Below are 15,428 nucleotides of genomic sequence, written 5' to 3'. Positions count from 1 at the left end.
GGCCTGGCACAAGGTGTTAATTAGATAGGACTGAGCCCTGCTTGAGCGAATCCATTCGGATTCCCGAACGACTCAGCCGCAATTCATTCGGAGATCCGTACAAAAAACTGTTACAGGGCAACCGCTAAACTGTTGATCGCCTGCGTCTGCGGGGCGTTATGATCTCTGACAGAGCTTGGCACGACTCATGCTCTACACTTGGAAGCCGAATGCACCGCTTCATGCTGTATTCGTTGAACGAAAGAGTCCGCCAACGGCTCCATAAAAAAAACAAACACGTCGAGGAAAATTTGATGCGTATCGTTCGTCAATTGCTGGGCGCCGCCATCGCGGCCGCTGTGATCGCTTCGCCGGCCATGGCTGAAGAGCTGACCGGCACCCTGAAGAAGATCAAGGATTCGGGCACCATCACCCTGGGGCACCGTGACTCCTCCATTCCATTTTCCTACCTGGCAGGCAAGCCGGAACCCGTGGGCTACTCCCACGACATCCAGCTGGCCATCGTCGAGCACCTGAAAAAGCAACTCGACGCTCCTAACCTCAAGGCCCGCTACAACCTGGTCACCTCGCAGACCCGTATCCCACTGGTACAAAACGGCACTGTCGACGTCGAGTGCGGCTCGACCACCAACAACGTCGAACGCCAGCAGCAAGTCGGCTTCTCGGTCGGCATCTTCGAAGTCGGTACCCGCCTGCTGACCAAGGTCAAGGACGGTCAACCGGCCTACAAAGACTTCCCCGACCTGGCTGGCAAGAACGTGGTGACCACCGCTGGTACCACCTCCGAGCGTATCCTCAAGGCGATGAACGCCGACAAGCAGATGAAGATGAACGTGATCTCGGCAAAAGACCACGGCGAAGCCTTCAACATGCTCGAAAGCGGCCGCGCCGTAGCCTTCATGATGGACGACGCCCTGCTCGCCGGCGAAATGGCCAAGGCGCGCAAGCCTGCCGACTGGGTCATCACCGGCACTCCACAGTCCTACGAAATCTACGGCTGCATGGTGCGCAAGGGTGACGACGCGTTCAAGAAAGCCGTCGATGAGGCCATCGTTGCACTGTACAAGTCGGGCGAGATCAACAAGATCTACGACAAGTGGTTCTCTCAGCCAATCCCGCCAAAAGGCCTGAACCTGCAGTTCCCGATGAGTGACGAGCTCAAGGAACTGATCGCCAACCCGACCGACAAAGCGGCGGACGAGAAGAAGTCCTGAGTCGCAAATAGTGGCCTGGCGCTCAACATGCGCATGAATTAACCCTGCAGGCCACTCGTTAGTGTCTAACCTTTCATCCGAGGGCGCTCGCCGCCCTTGGATGTTCGAAGGTGCCCGTGAAACAACCGTCTGAGGGGAAATCCCGATGAATTACAACTGGGACTGGGGCGTATTCTTCAAGTCCACCGGCGTGGGTAGCGAAACCTACCTGGACTGGTACATCACCGGTCTAGGCTGGACCATCGCCATTGCCATCACCGCCTGGATCATCGCCTTGCTGCTGGGCTCGCTGCTCGGCGTGATGCGTACCGTGCCAAACCGCCTGGTGTCAGGGATTGCCACCGCCTACGTCGAGCTGTTCCGTAACGTACCGCTGCTGGTGCAGCTGTTCATCTGGTACTTCCTGGTACCGGACCTGCTTCCAGAAGGCCTGCAGGAATGGTTCAAGCAAGACCTCAACCCGACCACCTCGGCGCTGATCAGCGTGGTCATTTGCCTGGGCCTGTTCACCGCTGCGCGGGTCTGCGAACAGGTGCGTACCGGTATCCAGGCGCTGCCCCGCGGCCAGGAAGCCGCCGCCCGGGCGATGGGCTTCAGCCTGGCGCAGATCTACAACAACGTGCTGCTGCCGCAAGCCTACCGGATCATCATTCCGCCGCTTACCTCGGAATTCTTGAACGTGTTCAAGAACTCTTCGGTGGCCTCGCTGATTGGCCTGATGGAGCTGCTGGCGCAGACCAAGCAAACCGCCGAGTTCTCCGCCAACCTGTTCGAGGCGTTCACCCTGGCTACCCTGATCTACTTCACCCTGAACATGGGCCTGATGCTGCTGATGCGCATGGTCGAGAAGAAAGTCTCGGTGCCCGGCCTGATCTCCGTGGGGGGTAAATGATGGAAATGGATTTCAGTGAAATCATCCCTGCCCTGCCGGCCCTCTGGGAAGGCATGGTCATGACCCTCAAGCTGATGGTCATGGGCGTGGTTGGCGGTATCGCCCTGGGCACCATCCTGGCGCTGATGCGCCTGTCGTCGAACAAACTGCTGTCCAATGTCGCCGGCGCCTACGTCAACTACTTCCGCTCGATCCCGCTGCTGTTGGTGATCACCTGGTTCTACCTGGCAGTGCCGTTCGTGCTGCGCTGGATCACCGGCGAAGACACCCCGGTGGGCGCCTTCACCTCGTGCGTGGTGGCATTCATGATGTTCGAGGCCGCCTACTTCTGCGAAATCGTCCGTGCCGGCGTGCAGTCGATCTCCAAGGGCCAGATGGGCGCCGCCCAAGCCCTGGGCATGAACTACAGCCAGACCATGCGCCTGATCATCCTGCCGCAGGCGTTTCGCAAGATGACCCCACTGCTGCTGCAGCAGAGCATCATCCTGTTCCAGGACACCTCGCTGGTGTACACCGTGGGCCTGGTCGACTTCCTCAACTCGGCACGCTCGAACGGCGACATCATTGGCCGCTCGCATGAGTTCCTGATCTTCGCCGGTGTCGTCTACTTCCTCATCAGCTTCTCCGCTTCATGGCTGGTCAAGCGCCTGCAAAAAAGGATCACCGTATGATTTCCATCAAGAACGTCAACAAGTGGTACGGCGACTTCCAGGTGCTCACCGACTGCACCACCGATGTCAAAAAGGGTGAAGTGGTGGTGGTCTGCGGCCCATCCGGCTCGGGTAAATCCACCCTGATCAAGTGCGTCAACGCCCTGGAGCCGTTCCAGAAAGGCGACATCGTGGTCGACGGCACGTCGATCTCCGACCCCAAGACCAACCTGCCCAAGCTGCGCTCGCGGGTCGGCATGGTGTTCCAGCACTTCGAGCTGTTCCCGCACCTGACCATCACCGAGAACCTGACCATCGCGCAGATCAAGGTGCTCGGTCGCAGCAAGGAAGAAGCCACCAAGAAAGGCCTGGCATTGCTTGAGCGAGTCGGCCTGTCGGCGCACGCGCACAAGCACCCTGGCCAGCTCTCCGGCGGCCAACAGCAACGTGTGGCGATCGCCCGCGCGCTGTCGATGGACCCGATCGTCATGCTGTTCGACGAACCGACCTCGGCGCTGGACCCGGAAATGGTCAGTGAAGTGCTCGATGTGATGGTGCAACTGGCCCACGAAGGCATGACCATGATGTGCGTGACCCACGAAATGGGCTTTGCTCGCAAGGTCGCCAACCGGGTGATCTTCATGGACAAGGGCAACATCATCGAAGACTGCACCAAGGAAGAGTTCTTCGGCGACCAGACGGCCCGCGACCAACGCACCCAGCACTTCCTCAGCAAGATCCTGCAACACTAAGTCGGCCACGGCAGCGGCTGTCCGGTCCCCACCGGGCAGCCGATGCTGGTCGTGACAAGGCCACTGTGATGAAATGCGACCCCTCGCTCCTGCGCCCTGCCCAACCCGCCGTGAAATCCCGCCTGATCCGTCAATTGCTGCTGCCACCCTTGATCGTCCTGCTGATGGTCGGCCTGGGCCTGCTTGGCTATCTGGTCAGCGAGAGCAATGGCGTGCGCGCGTTGAGCGAGAATGGCGAGCGCCAGCTGGAGCTGCACGCGCGCACGGTCGAGAGTGAAATCAGCAAGTACACCTACCTGCCCAGCCTGCTGGAGCTCGAAGACAGCGTCTCGCACTTGCTGACCGACACCGACGGCGGCTCCCGCCAGATCGTCAACGAATACTTGGAAGGCTTGAACCGCCGCAGTCGCAGCCGGGCGATCTTCGTCCTCGACACCAGTGGCCGGGTACAAGCCACCAGCAACTGGCGCGATGCCGACTCGTTCCTCGGCGAAGACCTGTCGTTTCGTGCCTATTTCCAGGATGCCGTGCGCGGCGAGCCTGGACGCTTCTACGGCATCGGCAGTACCACCGGCGAAGCCGGCTATTACCTGGCCCACGGCCTGGAAGAACACGGCAAGATCATTGGCGTAGCGGTGATCAAGGTGCGCCTGGACACCCTTGAGGAGCGCTGGCAACGTGCGCGGCTGGAAGCTTTCGTCAGCGACGAGAACGGCATCATCATCCTCTCCAGCGACCCGGCCAGACGCCTCAAGTCGGTACGCCCGCTGACCCCGCAGACCAAAGAACGCCTGGCCCGCAGCCTGCAATACTATTGGTGGCCACTGAACGAGTTGCAGCCCCTGGCCCGGGAAACCCTGGCCGATGGCGTCGAGAAGCTGACTTTCCCGGCAAACAGCGAAACCGCCCAAGGCAAGCCCCATGAAGTGTCCTACCTGGCGCAGACTCGGCGCCTGGCCGACACCCCCTGGCATTTCACCCTGTTGACGCCGCTGCAGGACCTGCGCCGCGAGTCGATGGTCCAGGGCATCCTGGTCGGGGTGGCCTTCGCCCTGCTGGCGATCCTGGCGATTGCCTGGAACGAACGACGCAAAGTCATCGCCACGCGGTTGGCCGCACGTGAAGCGCTGGAAGAAGCCAACAGCCATCTGGAGCGCAAGATCGCCGAACGCACCGCCGACCTACGCGCCAGCAACGAGCGTCTCAAGGGCCAGATCCGCGAACGCCGGCATGCCGAGCAGACCCTGCGCCACGCCCAGGACGAACTGGTCCAGGCCGGCAAGTTGGCGGCCATCGGCCAGATGTCGACCAGCATTGCCCATGAGCTGAACCAACCGCTGGCGGCGCTGCGCACCTTGTCCGGCAACACCGTGCGTTTCCTGGAGCGCGGCGCGCTGGAAACGGCCAGCACCAACCTGCGCACCATGAACGACCTGATCGACCGCATGGGCCGCATCACCGCCAGCCTGCGTTCGTTCGCCCGCCGCGGCGACGACAGCGGCCAAGCCTCGCTGAGCAAAGCGATCGACGCCAGCCTGCAAGTGCTGGGCAATCGCATCGCCGGTTGCCACCTGCAACTGCACAGCCAGTATGATGACCAGCAGTTGGCCATCGATCAGACCCGCCTGGAGCAGATCCTGGTCAACCTGATTGGCAACGCCCTGGACGCCATGGCCACTCAGCCGCACCCCCAGCTGTGGTTGGAGGGCGAGCTGCAGGGCGACAAGTATCGCCTGCGCGTGCGCGACAATGGCCACGGCATCGATGCCGAGGCGCGCAAGCACCTGTTCGAACCTTTCTTCACCACCAAACCGGGCGAGCATGGCCTGGGCCTGGGCCTGACCTTGTCGGCGAGCCTGGCCGCCGCCGCCAAAGGCTCTCTGAGCGTCGAACACCCCGCCACTGGCGGTACCGCGTTCGTCCTCGCCCTGCCCTTGGTCAACGCCCCTAGCGAAACGGCTGAGCATTCATGAACCAAGCCTCTTTAACTGTACTGATCGTCGAAGACGACCCGCATGTACTGCTCGGCTGCCAACAGGCATTGGCCCTGGAAGACATCGCCTGCGAAGGCGTCGGCAGTGCCGAACAGGCCTTGGAACGCATTGGCGATGACTTTGCCGGCATCGTCGTCAGCGATATCCGCCTACCGGGCATCGATGGCCTGGAGCTGCTCAGCCGCCTCAAGGCGCGCGACCGCAGCCTGCCGGTGGTGCTGATTACTGGCCACGGCGATATCGACATGGCCGTTGGCGCCATGCGCAACGGCGCCTATGACTTCATGGAAAAACCCTTCTCGCCAGAACGCCTGGTCGAAGTGGTGCGCCGCGCCCTGGAGCAACGTGGCCTGGCCCGCGAGGTGTTTTCGCTGCGCCGCCAGTTGGCCGGCCAAAGCACCCTGGAAGGGCGCATCATCGGCCGCTCACCGTCCATGCAAAACCTGCGCGAACTGATCGCCAACGTCGCCGATACCTCGGCCAACGTGTTGATCGAAGGCGAGACCGGTACCGGCAAAGAACTGGTAGCCCGCTGCCTGCACGACTTCAGTCGGCGCCAGGGCCAGCCGTTCGTAGCGCTGAACTGCGGCGGCCTGCCAGAGAACCTGTTCGAAAGCGAGATCTTCGGCCACGAAGCCAACGCCTTTACCGGCGCCGGCAAGCGCCGCATCGGCAAGATCGAGCACGCCAACGGCGGCACGTTGTTCCTCGATGAAGTCGAGAGCATGCCGCTGAACCTGCAAATCAAACTGCTGCGCGTGCTACAGGAACGCACCTTGGAGCGGCTTGGCTCGAACCAGAGCATCCCGGTCGACTGCCGGGTGATCGCCGCGACCAAGTCCGACCTCGACGCCATGGGTCAGAGCGGCCAGTTCCGCAGCGACCTGTATTACCGCCTGAACGTGGTGACCCTGGAGCTACCGCCCCTGCGCGAGCGTCGGGAAGATATCCTGCAGCTGTTCGAACACTTCTTGCAGCAATCGGCCCTGCGCTTTGACCGCGAAGCGCCGGAGCTGGACAGTCAGACCCTGTCGCGGCTGATGGCCCACGACTGGCCGGGCAACGTGCGTGAGCTGCGTAACGTCGCCGAGCGCTATGCCCTGGGCTTGCCGGCGTTCAAGAAATCCGGCACCAGTGGCGCCAGCCAGGGCCTGGGCTTTGCCGAGGCGGTCGAGGCGTTCGAGCGCAACCTGCTCAGCGATGCCTTGCAGCGCAGCGGCGGCAACCTCAGCCAGGCCAGCCTGGAGCTGGGCATGGCCAAGACCACGCTGTTCGACAAAGTGAAAAAATACGGCCTCGGCTGAACTCGATCTCAACCTGGATGACATTGTGGATCTGCTATTCAAAGCCGCCTTGGGCGCGGGCGTGGTGGTACTGCTGGCGATACTGTCGAAGACGCGCAACTACTACATTGCCGGGCTGGTGCCGCTGTTCCCCACCTTCGCCCTGATTGCGCACTACATCGTTGGCAAGGGGCGCTCGCTAGAGGATCTGAAGACCACCATCTTGTTTGGCATGTGGTCGATCATTCCGTATTTCGTGTATCTGGCGACGTTGTATGTGCTGGTCGATCGGATGCGCTTGGAAGCGTCGTTGGCGCTGGCCACGGTTGCCTGGTTGGTGGCCGCGACAGTGCTGGTCAGCCTTTGGGTGCGTTTCCACTGAGATTGTCTGGGACCGCTTTGCGGCCCTCGACAATCTACAGCCGGGCCAAATGGGTCAGATCTTCGCGATGCGCCTTCAAGTAAGGCAATACCGCCCCCAACAGCGGCGCCTTGAACTGCTCCTGAAACCGATGGGCCAACCCCGGTATCAAGCGCAGTTGACTGCCCTGGATATGCGCCGCCAGATGCACCCCATGCATCACCGGCAGCAACGGATCAGCCGTGCCATGCACCACCAGCGTCGGCACCCGCAACTGATTCAACAGCTCGACCCGGCTCGGCTCGGCCAGAATCGCCATGATCTGGCGCTTGGCCCCTTCTGGATTGAACGCCCGGTCATAGGCCAAAGCCGCTTGCTGCAACAGCACCGCCCGATCATCGCGCACCTGCGGGCTCCCCAGCGCAGCCAACAGATCAGCCTGCTGCTCGATCGCCACTTCACGACTCGGCGCACTGCGCCGCGCCAGCAACTGCACCAATGCCGGGCTCGGCGCGGGTAATCCGGCAGCGCCAGAGCTGGACATGACCAAGGTCAAACTGCGCACCCGCTCTGGGGCCATCGCCGCCAGGTGCTGGGCGATCATGCCGCCCATACTCACCCCCAGCACATGAAACTGCTCGACCTGCAACGTATCCATCAGACGCAGGCCATCGCCGGCCATATCGGTCAGGGTGTAAGGCGCCGACACCGACAAGCCGAATTTGTAGCGCAACAGCTCGACCGTCAGATTGGCCGAGGGCGGTAGCTGGTTCCAGCGCGACAGCCCGACATCGCGGTTGTCGTAGCGAATCACCCGAAAACCCTGCATGCACAGCGCTTGGACCACATCGTCGGGCCAGTGAATGAGCTGTCCGCCCAAGCCCATGACCAGTAGCAACACCGGATCGCTCGGCTTGCCAACGCTTTGATAGACCAAGCTGACCTGGCCAAGCTCGGCCCGCTGTACCGGTACCTGAGCGTCGCAACGCTGGGCGGCGAAAGCACCCGGCACACTGAACAGGAAAAATAAAAACAGCAGAAAAGCCCGCATGAAATAAACACCAGAATGCAGATCCCCAGTAGAGCGCGAGTCTGATGAAAATTGTTCAATCGCGCTGCCACAGTTCAGTGACAGTTTGATGAACCTCGCCCAACGGTCTTTCGGATAACTATCTACCTCCCTGGTCTGCATCGCGGCTTTTCTAATGCTCAGGCCAATTTCGGCTTAGGCGCACTCATGGATACCCTCGATGACCGACGCTCTTCCCTCAGTTATCGCCTCACCTTTCATCGCGGCCCAGCCGCTACCCCTAACCCGCACGACGCTGCAAGCAAAAGCCACTTGCCAAAAAGCACGAGACATTTGCCACGCGCTGCTCAAGCAAGCTCCACGGCTCAGTTTGATCATTCGCTCGCTGCTTGACGCTAAACCTGCAACTGATCCGAACGAACTGACAATGGCGGACATGAATCTGCCAGACACCCTGCGCCAACGCTGGCAAACTTACTGGCAGGGCCGCGCGCAAGGCACGCCCTTGAGCCGTCAACAACATGCACAGGAATACTATGACATTTACTTTCACGCCGCGCTGAGCCTGGCTTGGGCTGACACACAGATCAATGAGGCTCAGCTACGGCCAGTCAGCGGCTTGCAGAACGATCCTGAATGGAAAATGCTCGACGGCAAACCCATTACCATCGAAAGCCCCTCCGGCGCCTCTGGGGCCCTGGTATTCACGGTCCAGGGTGAAGCGCCACAGCTACTCTATCTGCCTGGACGCGCAGCAGCCTTTAGCAGCCATGCCACACGCCAAGACCTGGAAAACCAACTGCCCGATCACACAGGCAGCACCACCTATCGACTGCTGGATGATGTAGCCCAGGGCTTTAGCGTTTTGCTCGATAACTATCTGCAAGCCGCACTCGACAACCTAGAAAACGCCAGCGCAGATAACCCTGGCAACCTCGCCTCGGTGGCCCTCAGCCAGGCGCTAGCGTGGGAAACGGCACATCCTAACCCGCAGCTGTTTTTCACTGAGCCAAGCCCTGCCCTCGCGCAAACTAACGAACACGCAGCGCAGTTGTCGCTGTTTGACCTAGGTGGCCTGGGCCCGGAAAGTTCAGACACAGCCGCGTCGGCCCAAGTTGCCAGGCAGATGCAGTTGATCAACGAATTGAGCGACAGCGACGCAAAAAAACTAGAGTCGCTGCAAAAGTCCTTACAAGAACAACAGGAAAACGCCAGGCAAGCCACGCAGACGCTGTTGCACTCGCCCCGTTGGCACTCGGCCGCCGCCAACCTGCAAACCAACCCGGCATTGCTCCAGGCCCATCGCCAAGGACTGCAAGTTCACGCGCAAATCCAGCAGCTGCTCGGGCAAATCAGTAGTGCGCAACTTAGCGCTGTGCAATCCATTCTCGATCTGGGCGGGGATTTTCCTGCCAGCGACAGCAATGTGCGCGCGGCCTATCCACTGCTAAAACAGCAAGCTCATGGTGAATTCGCTGACAGCGCCGGTGAACAGCACCTGCGCGAAGTACTACTGGTAACCGACGCAGCGACCTTGAGCGCTGCAGCAGACGGCCCGATATTGCTGTACTGGCCAGGAGAACACGGCGGGCTTATGCATTGCCCGAACCGCTTGGCCCTTGCCAGCTGCCTGGGCCTGAGTGAAGCGCATCAGTCGCTGGAGCTGCTGCAGATCAACGGTGATGTGCTGGCGCAGACCCTCAACGCCACGCTCAGCCATATGCGCACGCTCACGCAGCAGGTACAAAATGAGCAGGGTCTGGAAGCCTTAGCCGCGCAGCTTCCGCGCCTGCAAGAAACACTCGAACAACGCTTGCAGATACCTCGCCATGCCGCACGCGAAGCGGCGCTTCGCCTTGTCCAGGAGCAAGATCAGGTGGTGAGCATGGCTGCGGCGCAGGCAACCCGCTTCACTCGACTGTCACCGACTACTTGCCAGGCGCTGAGCCGTCTGATGCCCGAATACATACACGCAGTAACCTGCAGCGAAGCGTTACTGACCAAGGATCTACAGGAGTGCCAGGCTTTTGCCCGGCCGCTGATCAGGCAACGCCTGAAACGCGACTTTCCACTCTATGACGACAGCGACATAGGCCTGAACCTGCCACGTAGCGTCGATCTGGTCACGGATATTGTCACTGGCGGCACACCCGGCACGGTGACCCGAAAAGTCTACAGACCCAGCCGTGAACGAGAAACGATCAGCCTTGTTACCTTGCTGTTGGAAAACATCGACGAGAACATGCTGAGGCGGCTAAACCATTTGCGCCTGGATTTAGCCTCCGACGATACTGCCCTGAAAGCGATGCTAACGGCGGGACTTGATGCCAAGTACCTGCAAACCCTGGTCAAGGAGCTAGACCTAGCCAACGCCTATGAACAGCAGATCCTTGCTGCCTACAAAGGTCTAGACGACAGCCCTTTGCAGGCCGAGTATCGACGCGAATGCTTGACTATGCCGGTGCAGTTGATGCTGCGTATGCAGGGCCTGCTGTTGCACGGAAAAGGCGTATTGAATGATCAAGGCTTGGCCATCCTGCAGATCGCCATCCAGGCCGACAGCCGTTCGGCCTATCAAGCGAACGGCTATGACATCCGCCTGCTGTCGGCGACGCTGACCTCAGGCGGCGCCGACACCGATTTTGGTCCAACCACCTTGTCCGGCGTCATGTTCATCGAAGACCGTCGCTCAGGCGTTACGCTGTTGTATCTGCCTGAGCATGCGAGCCACCCGTTGGCTCAGCATGCAAGCCTGGAGGCGGCCAGGCTCAGTCTCTACGAACGCAGTCGCGAAGAAACGCAAAGCCACTACTTGGCCGGCAGGGCGCTGCACGGTGACCTTCAGGCGCATATGTCGCGCATCCGTCAGGCTCATCTGCATGATTTCTCAGGTGTGATCGGCGTGGGCGCGCAATGGCCTGCGACCACTTCACTGGCCGAGCATCTGCTTAATGCACAGATGGGCCGTGCGATCGTGGCTCATCGGGCCAGTACCCGCTCCAACGACCAACTCTGGATGGAGAATTTCACCCATCAAAGCAACATGGTCTTTACCTATCTAAAGCTTGCGATAGGTCTATTGCCACTGTTCGGCACAGCCATTGGCATCTACGACTTGTTCGAATCGGCAGCGCGTGCGGTCAACGCGTTTACCCAGAGCAAGATTATCGAGGGGCTCGAAGCGCTCAACGATGTATTTCTCGCGGTGATCGACACGGCGATGGATGTGGCCACTGGAATCGGCGTCAATCTGCTGACCGTGCGCCAACTCACGCGCCAGCGTCAGCTTCGTACCCTGCGCAGCATGAAATCTGCGCAACTGCGCATGGATGCCCGCGCACTCTCACGAGTCAAGCGCTTCGCTGGCTATGAATATCAACAAGCCCTCTCCATGAACGGGGTGTCCGCCGGGGCGCACGGACGCTATCGGGGCATTTATCGACATCCCGAAGGCGACTTCATCCAGATCGAACAGCAGTTCTACCAGGTGCAATGGGACGCTGCCGCGCACACCTGGCGTCTGCAGGGCACAATCCACAAAGGCTGGAAACGAGCAATCAGCTTGGATGAGTACGGACACTGGGATACCCACTTCGCTCTGCATGGCGTTCATCTGCTCGGTGCAGGCGCAGGTGGCGGCCAGGTTATTGGGCGCCTGGCCGAGCAGCTAGATCCCTTCTGGCCAGCAGCCATACGCGAGCAACTGCCGCGTTTTCTGGTCGACCAGCACTACCGGCGACAACGCAGGGTAACGTCCAAAGCCTTTGCCGATGAGATCAGCTTGATCGCTTCTATCGAGCGCAGTAATGCGCTAGCGCAGCGCAATGCGCCGGGCACGGAGTTGCAGGCGAGCTTCCTCGACGACATCACGCGGGGCAAGCAAACTTACCAATCCTGGGACGAAGTGCTGCAGATCAGCGCTCGCAGGAACCAGCAAACACCGATGACGCAGAAAGCGCGTGCCGCTAAGCTGATCTGCGAGCGCCTGCTCAACTTGATCGAACTGCTGGCTAATCGAGGTCGCGGCCGCCTCATCGAGATGGCGCACCTGCAGATGCGCGTGCTAGGTGTGGATGAATTTGCCGAGCAACTACCCTTGCTGCGGCAATGGCGACAGAAAGCGATTGAGCACCTGAAAGAGCGCGACGAGATTTTCCAGGGCATGGAAGATTTGACTACTTGGTTCCAACGAGCCGAGCGTGACCCTCAGCTACACGCCTCCTACCAGCGCTACCAGCAGCATTTGAACGGCGAGTTCAAAGCCTACTTCGACACCCTGCACCTGATGCCTGCGACCTTGCGCCATAACAACCCCTCAGTGGTGGCCGAATTTCTTGTGCAGCGGCTCGCAGAGTTCGAAGAAGAAATTCACCGAACGCGCGTTACCGTCATGGACCTGCGCGAGGTGCAGGTCAATGCCGCGCAAAGACGCCTGATCTATGAACAGGCGCGCAGCGTTTACAGTCAGTACCAGCGACGGCTGCAAAGCACTTATGCCAGTTTTCCAGAGCTGTTCGATGAATCCTACCTCACGCGCCTGTACAGCAATCTCGATACCCTGATCACCATGTCAGACACTCAGCTCAGGCGCCTGCCGCAGCGCCAGCGTCTGGGCGGGGCGCCCTCGCGTAGCCCCAGGTTGTTCCTGGACACGGATGGTCATTGGCTGGTCGGCGATTATCAGCCAGCCACTACGAATCGGCCTGCCCAGATGGTCATGCATAAGGATGATGGCTCGGTGCTCAAGCGCTACGAGGCCGATGGCGAGCGCTGGCGTCAACGGGCAGCCGACAGGCCCACGCGAGCACATGAATTGCGCGACCTTAAACAAGTCGCCAACCAAGCCATGGCTAACCTGCCTAGCTATCGCAAACGCATTCAGACGTATCAGCGCCAAGGCATGCTGGCAGTAGACGTCGAACACATGATGGTGATCAAGGCCGATGACCTGCAACGTTATGCCGATCGGCTACAGCAACTCGACCCATCAGCCCCCGAGCCCGCCAGACTCCGCACTCAAGCCCAAGCGCTACGTGCCGAGGGGCGGTCCATGCGCATTGCCCAGGTCAAGCAAAGCACGCAACCCAGCGAGGGCCAATTGAGTTACCTGATCGAGCAGCGCCAGGTTGAATTGCGTCGCGCAGGCCAGCGGCAGATGCTCAGCGCGCGCGATTATCTTCAGGAATACCAGATCGTCGACCTCGCCAGCCATGACCATGCGGTACTTTGGTATGCACACTTCCACTACCGTAGCGCCGATACCCCATTCGACAAGTTCAGCGCAGCGCATCTCAAACGCGCCGAGGACCGCTTCCTCGGCCCGCAATGGCAGGCAGCTCAGGCCGAACCCAGCAACATCTGGCGCGGGCCGCTATCACGCAGCATAGCCAACCAGCACTTCGCCGCACTCGCCTAGCAAGCACTTGGCAGGGCCTGCCCTGCCTTGCCAAGTGATCGACAGACATCGCAACTTGAGCCAAACTCAACGACTTTCCCATCCGCTGCAATATCGCTCATGAGAAGTCGTTGTGCTTGAGATCCGCCACCTGAAAACCCTGCATGCCCTGCGCGAGGCCGATAGCCTGGTCGAGGCCGCCGAACGCCTGCACCTGACGCAATCGGCGCTGTCCCACCAGTTCAAGGAACTCGAAGAGCGCCTTGGCCTGCCCATCTTCGTGCGCAAGACCAAGCCGATCCGCTTCACCAGTGCCGGCCTGCGCCTGCTACAACTGGCCGACGCCACCTTGCCGCTGCTGCGTAGCGCCGAACGCGACATCGCCCGTCTGGCCGGTGGCACGGCTGGTCGTCTGCACATGGCGATCGAATGCCATAGCTGTTTCCAATGGCTGATGCCGACCATCGACCAGTTCCGCGATGCCTGGCCGGAAGTCGAGCTGGACCTGGCTTCAGGCTTTGCCTTCGCGCCACTGCCAGCGCTGGCCCGCGGCGATCTGGACCTGGTGGTGACCTCCGACCCGCTGGACCTGTCGGGTATCACCTACGTGCCGCTGTTCACCTACGAGGCGATGCTGGCGGTGGCCAATCAACACGCCTTGGCCAGCAAACCCTACATCGTGCCGCAGGACCTGCTCGACCAGACGTTGATCACCTACCCGGTCGAGCGCGACCGCCTGGATATCTTCACCCGTTTCCTGGAGCCGGCCGACATCGAGCCGGCGGCGGTACGCACCTCGGAGCTGACTGTGATGATGATGCAGTTGGTCGCCAGTGGCCGGGGCGTGTGCGGCATGCCGCACTGGGCGCTGCATGAGTACAGCTCGCGCGGCTATGTGAAGGGCAAGCGTTTGGGGGAGAAAGGCCTGTTTGCCACGCTTTACGCGGCGGTGCGCACCGACATGCTCGATGCGCCGTACATGCGCGACTTTTTGCTGACGGCTAAAGACACTTCGTTCGCCACCCTCGATGGGGTCAGCGCGGTACGTTGAGGCCCTGTCGGTAGAGCGGCAGGATCAGGTCGCGGGTCAGCGGCGCCAGCTCGAACGTTGGCGTCTGCTCGGCTGCCAGCCATAGCACTTCTTCGATTTCCGCAGCCGGGGCCACAGCCTCGGCGCTGTGTACGCGAAACAGTTCGGCCTGCACCTCAAAGCCTGGCTCGTTGGCCGCTGGGGCGCTGAATAGGCCCAGGTACTCGGCGTGTTCGGGGTCGATGCGCAGACCGAGTTCTTCATGGAGTTCGCGCACCAGGGCTTGCTGTGGGGTTTCCCCGGCATCGATCTTGCCGCCAGGTTGCATGAAGGCCTGGGTGCCGCGTTTGCGCACCAGCAGGGTGCGGCCCTGGGGGTCGATCAGCAGGGCGGCGGCGATGCGGATGATGTTGGTCATGGAAGGGCTCGCAGGCTAAGACAGCGACCAAAGATTACTGATCTGGGGTGTCTGTAGCGGCCCTATCGCGGGGCAAGCCCGCTCCCACGCCAGTCGATTATGGTGGTGGTCATGGAAGGGGGGCGCAGGCTAAGACAGCGACCAAAGATTACTGATCTGGGGTGGCTGTAGTGGCCCTATCGCGGGGCAAGCCCGCTCCCACGCCAGTCGATTATGGTGGTGGTCATGGAAGGGGGGGCGCAGGCTAAGACAGCGACCAAAGATTACTGATCTGGGGTGGCTGTAGTGGCCCTATCGCGGGGCGAGCCCGCTCCCACGCCAGTCTGTGAGGGTGTTGGTCGGGTGGAAGCGGCTCCCAGGTGGGCAAAATCGACTGGCGTGGGAGCGGGCTTGCCCCGCGATAGCGTTG

The 15,428-nt window shown here is 60.8% G+C and carries 11 protein-coding genes; 9 read left to right on the top strand and 2 right to left on the bottom strand.

Annotated elements, in window-relative coordinates:
• The first annotated feature begins 293 nt into the window (after nt 1-293).
• The 7 genes from ACI2JX_RS11965 (at nt 294) to ACI2JX_RS11935 (ending at nt 7,167) form a co-directional block, all read left to right on the top strand.
• Nucleotides 294-1,214 carry a glutamate/aspartate ABC transporter substrate-binding protein gene (locus ACI2JX_RS11965; RefSeq protein WP_186556196.1) on the top strand — a complete coding sequence of 307 codons (921 nt, stop codon included), beginning with the start codon at nt 294-296 and terminating at the stop codon, nt 1,212-1,214.
• Between the two features lie 145 nt (nt 1,215-1,359).
• Complete coding sequence (locus ACI2JX_RS11960; RefSeq protein ID WP_186556195.1) at nt 1,360-2,106, top strand: amino acid ABC transporter permease; 747 nt, start codon at nt 1,360-1,362, stop codon at nt 2,104-2,106.
• Nucleotides 2,106-2,777 carry an amino acid ABC transporter permease gene (locus tag ACI2JX_RS11955; RefSeq protein ID WP_368971417.1) on the top strand — a complete coding sequence of 224 codons (672 nt, stop codon included), beginning with the start codon at nt 2,106-2,108 and terminating at the stop codon, nt 2,775-2,777. The genes ACI2JX_RS11960 and ACI2JX_RS11955 overlap by 1 nt, the downstream gene beginning before the upstream one ends.
• Entirely contained in the window at nt 2,774-3,508 is a 735-nt protein-coding gene (locus ACI2JX_RS11950; RefSeq protein WP_119138855.1) for an amino acid ABC transporter ATP-binding protein, read from the top strand. Before ACI2JX_RS11955 ends, ACI2JX_RS11950 begins: the two co-directional genes overlap by 4 nt.
• Nucleotides 3,509-3,576: 68 nt before the next feature.
• The gene (locus tag ACI2JX_RS11945; RefSeq protein ID WP_404690131.1) at nt 3,577-5,481 is read left to right on the top strand and encodes an ATP-binding protein; all 1,905 of its coding nucleotides are present in this window, start codon (nt 3,577-3,579) and stop codon (nt 5,479-5,481) included.
• Nucleotides 5,478-6,806: a sigma-54-dependent transcriptional regulator gene (locus ACI2JX_RS11940; RefSeq protein ID WP_404690130.1), complete on the top strand. Its 1,329-nt coding sequence runs from the start codon at nt 5,478-5,480 to the stop codon at nt 6,804-6,806. Before ACI2JX_RS11945 ends, ACI2JX_RS11940 begins: the two co-directional genes overlap by 4 nt.
• Nucleotides 6,807-6,831: 25 nt before the next feature.
• On the top strand, nt 6,832-7,167 hold the full coding sequence (locus ACI2JX_RS11935) for a GlpM family protein (protein ID WP_264236320.1): 336 nt from the start codon (nt 6,832-6,834) through the stop codon (nt 7,165-7,167).
• Nucleotides 7,168-7,201: 34 nt separating this feature from the next.
• Here the strand turns inward: ACI2JX_RS11935 and ACI2JX_RS11930 are convergent, their stop codons facing one another.
• A complete protein-coding gene (locus tag ACI2JX_RS11930) occupies nt 7,202-8,197 on the bottom strand; it encodes an alpha/beta fold hydrolase (protein ID WP_264236318.1) in 996 nt (331 codons plus the stop codon).
• 406 nt (nt 8,198-8,603) lie between these two features.
• Between ACI2JX_RS11930 and ACI2JX_RS11925 the strand changes: the two genes are divergently transcribed.
• Together ACI2JX_RS11925 and metR are read left to right on the top strand one after the other, a co-directional pair.
• Nucleotides 8,604-13,592, top strand: coding sequence for a dermonecrotic toxin domain-containing protein (locus ACI2JX_RS11925; protein WP_404690129.1), 4,989 nt, complete (start codon nt 8,604-8,606; stop codon nt 13,590-13,592).
• Between the two features lie 112 nt (nt 13,593-13,704).
• Nucleotides 13,705-14,622 carry a transcriptional regulator MetR gene (metR, locus tag ACI2JX_RS11920; protein ID WP_368971386.1) on the top strand — a complete coding sequence of 306 codons (918 nt, stop codon included), beginning with the start codon at nt 13,705-13,707 and terminating at the stop codon, nt 14,620-14,622.
• Here the strand turns inward: metR and ACI2JX_RS11915 are convergent.
• Nucleotides 14,606-15,019 carry an NUDIX domain-containing protein gene (locus ACI2JX_RS11915; RefSeq protein WP_264236313.1) on the bottom strand — a complete coding sequence of 138 codons (414 nt, stop codon included), beginning with the start codon at nt 15,017-15,019 and terminating at the stop codon, nt 14,606-14,608. The two genes, metR and ACI2JX_RS11915, sit on opposite strands and share 17 nt — an antisense overlap.
• Between the last annotated feature and the right edge of the window lie 409 nt (nt 15,020-15,428).

The sequence above is a fragment of the Pseudomonas sp. NPDC088890 genome (assembly GCF_044900155.1).
In the GTDB taxonomy this organism is placed as follows: domain Bacteria; phylum Pseudomonadota; class Gammaproteobacteria; order Pseudomonadales; family Pseudomonadaceae; genus Aquipseudomonas; species Aquipseudomonas urmiensis.
This window is presented reverse-complemented; position numbering and strand designations above follow the sequence as displayed.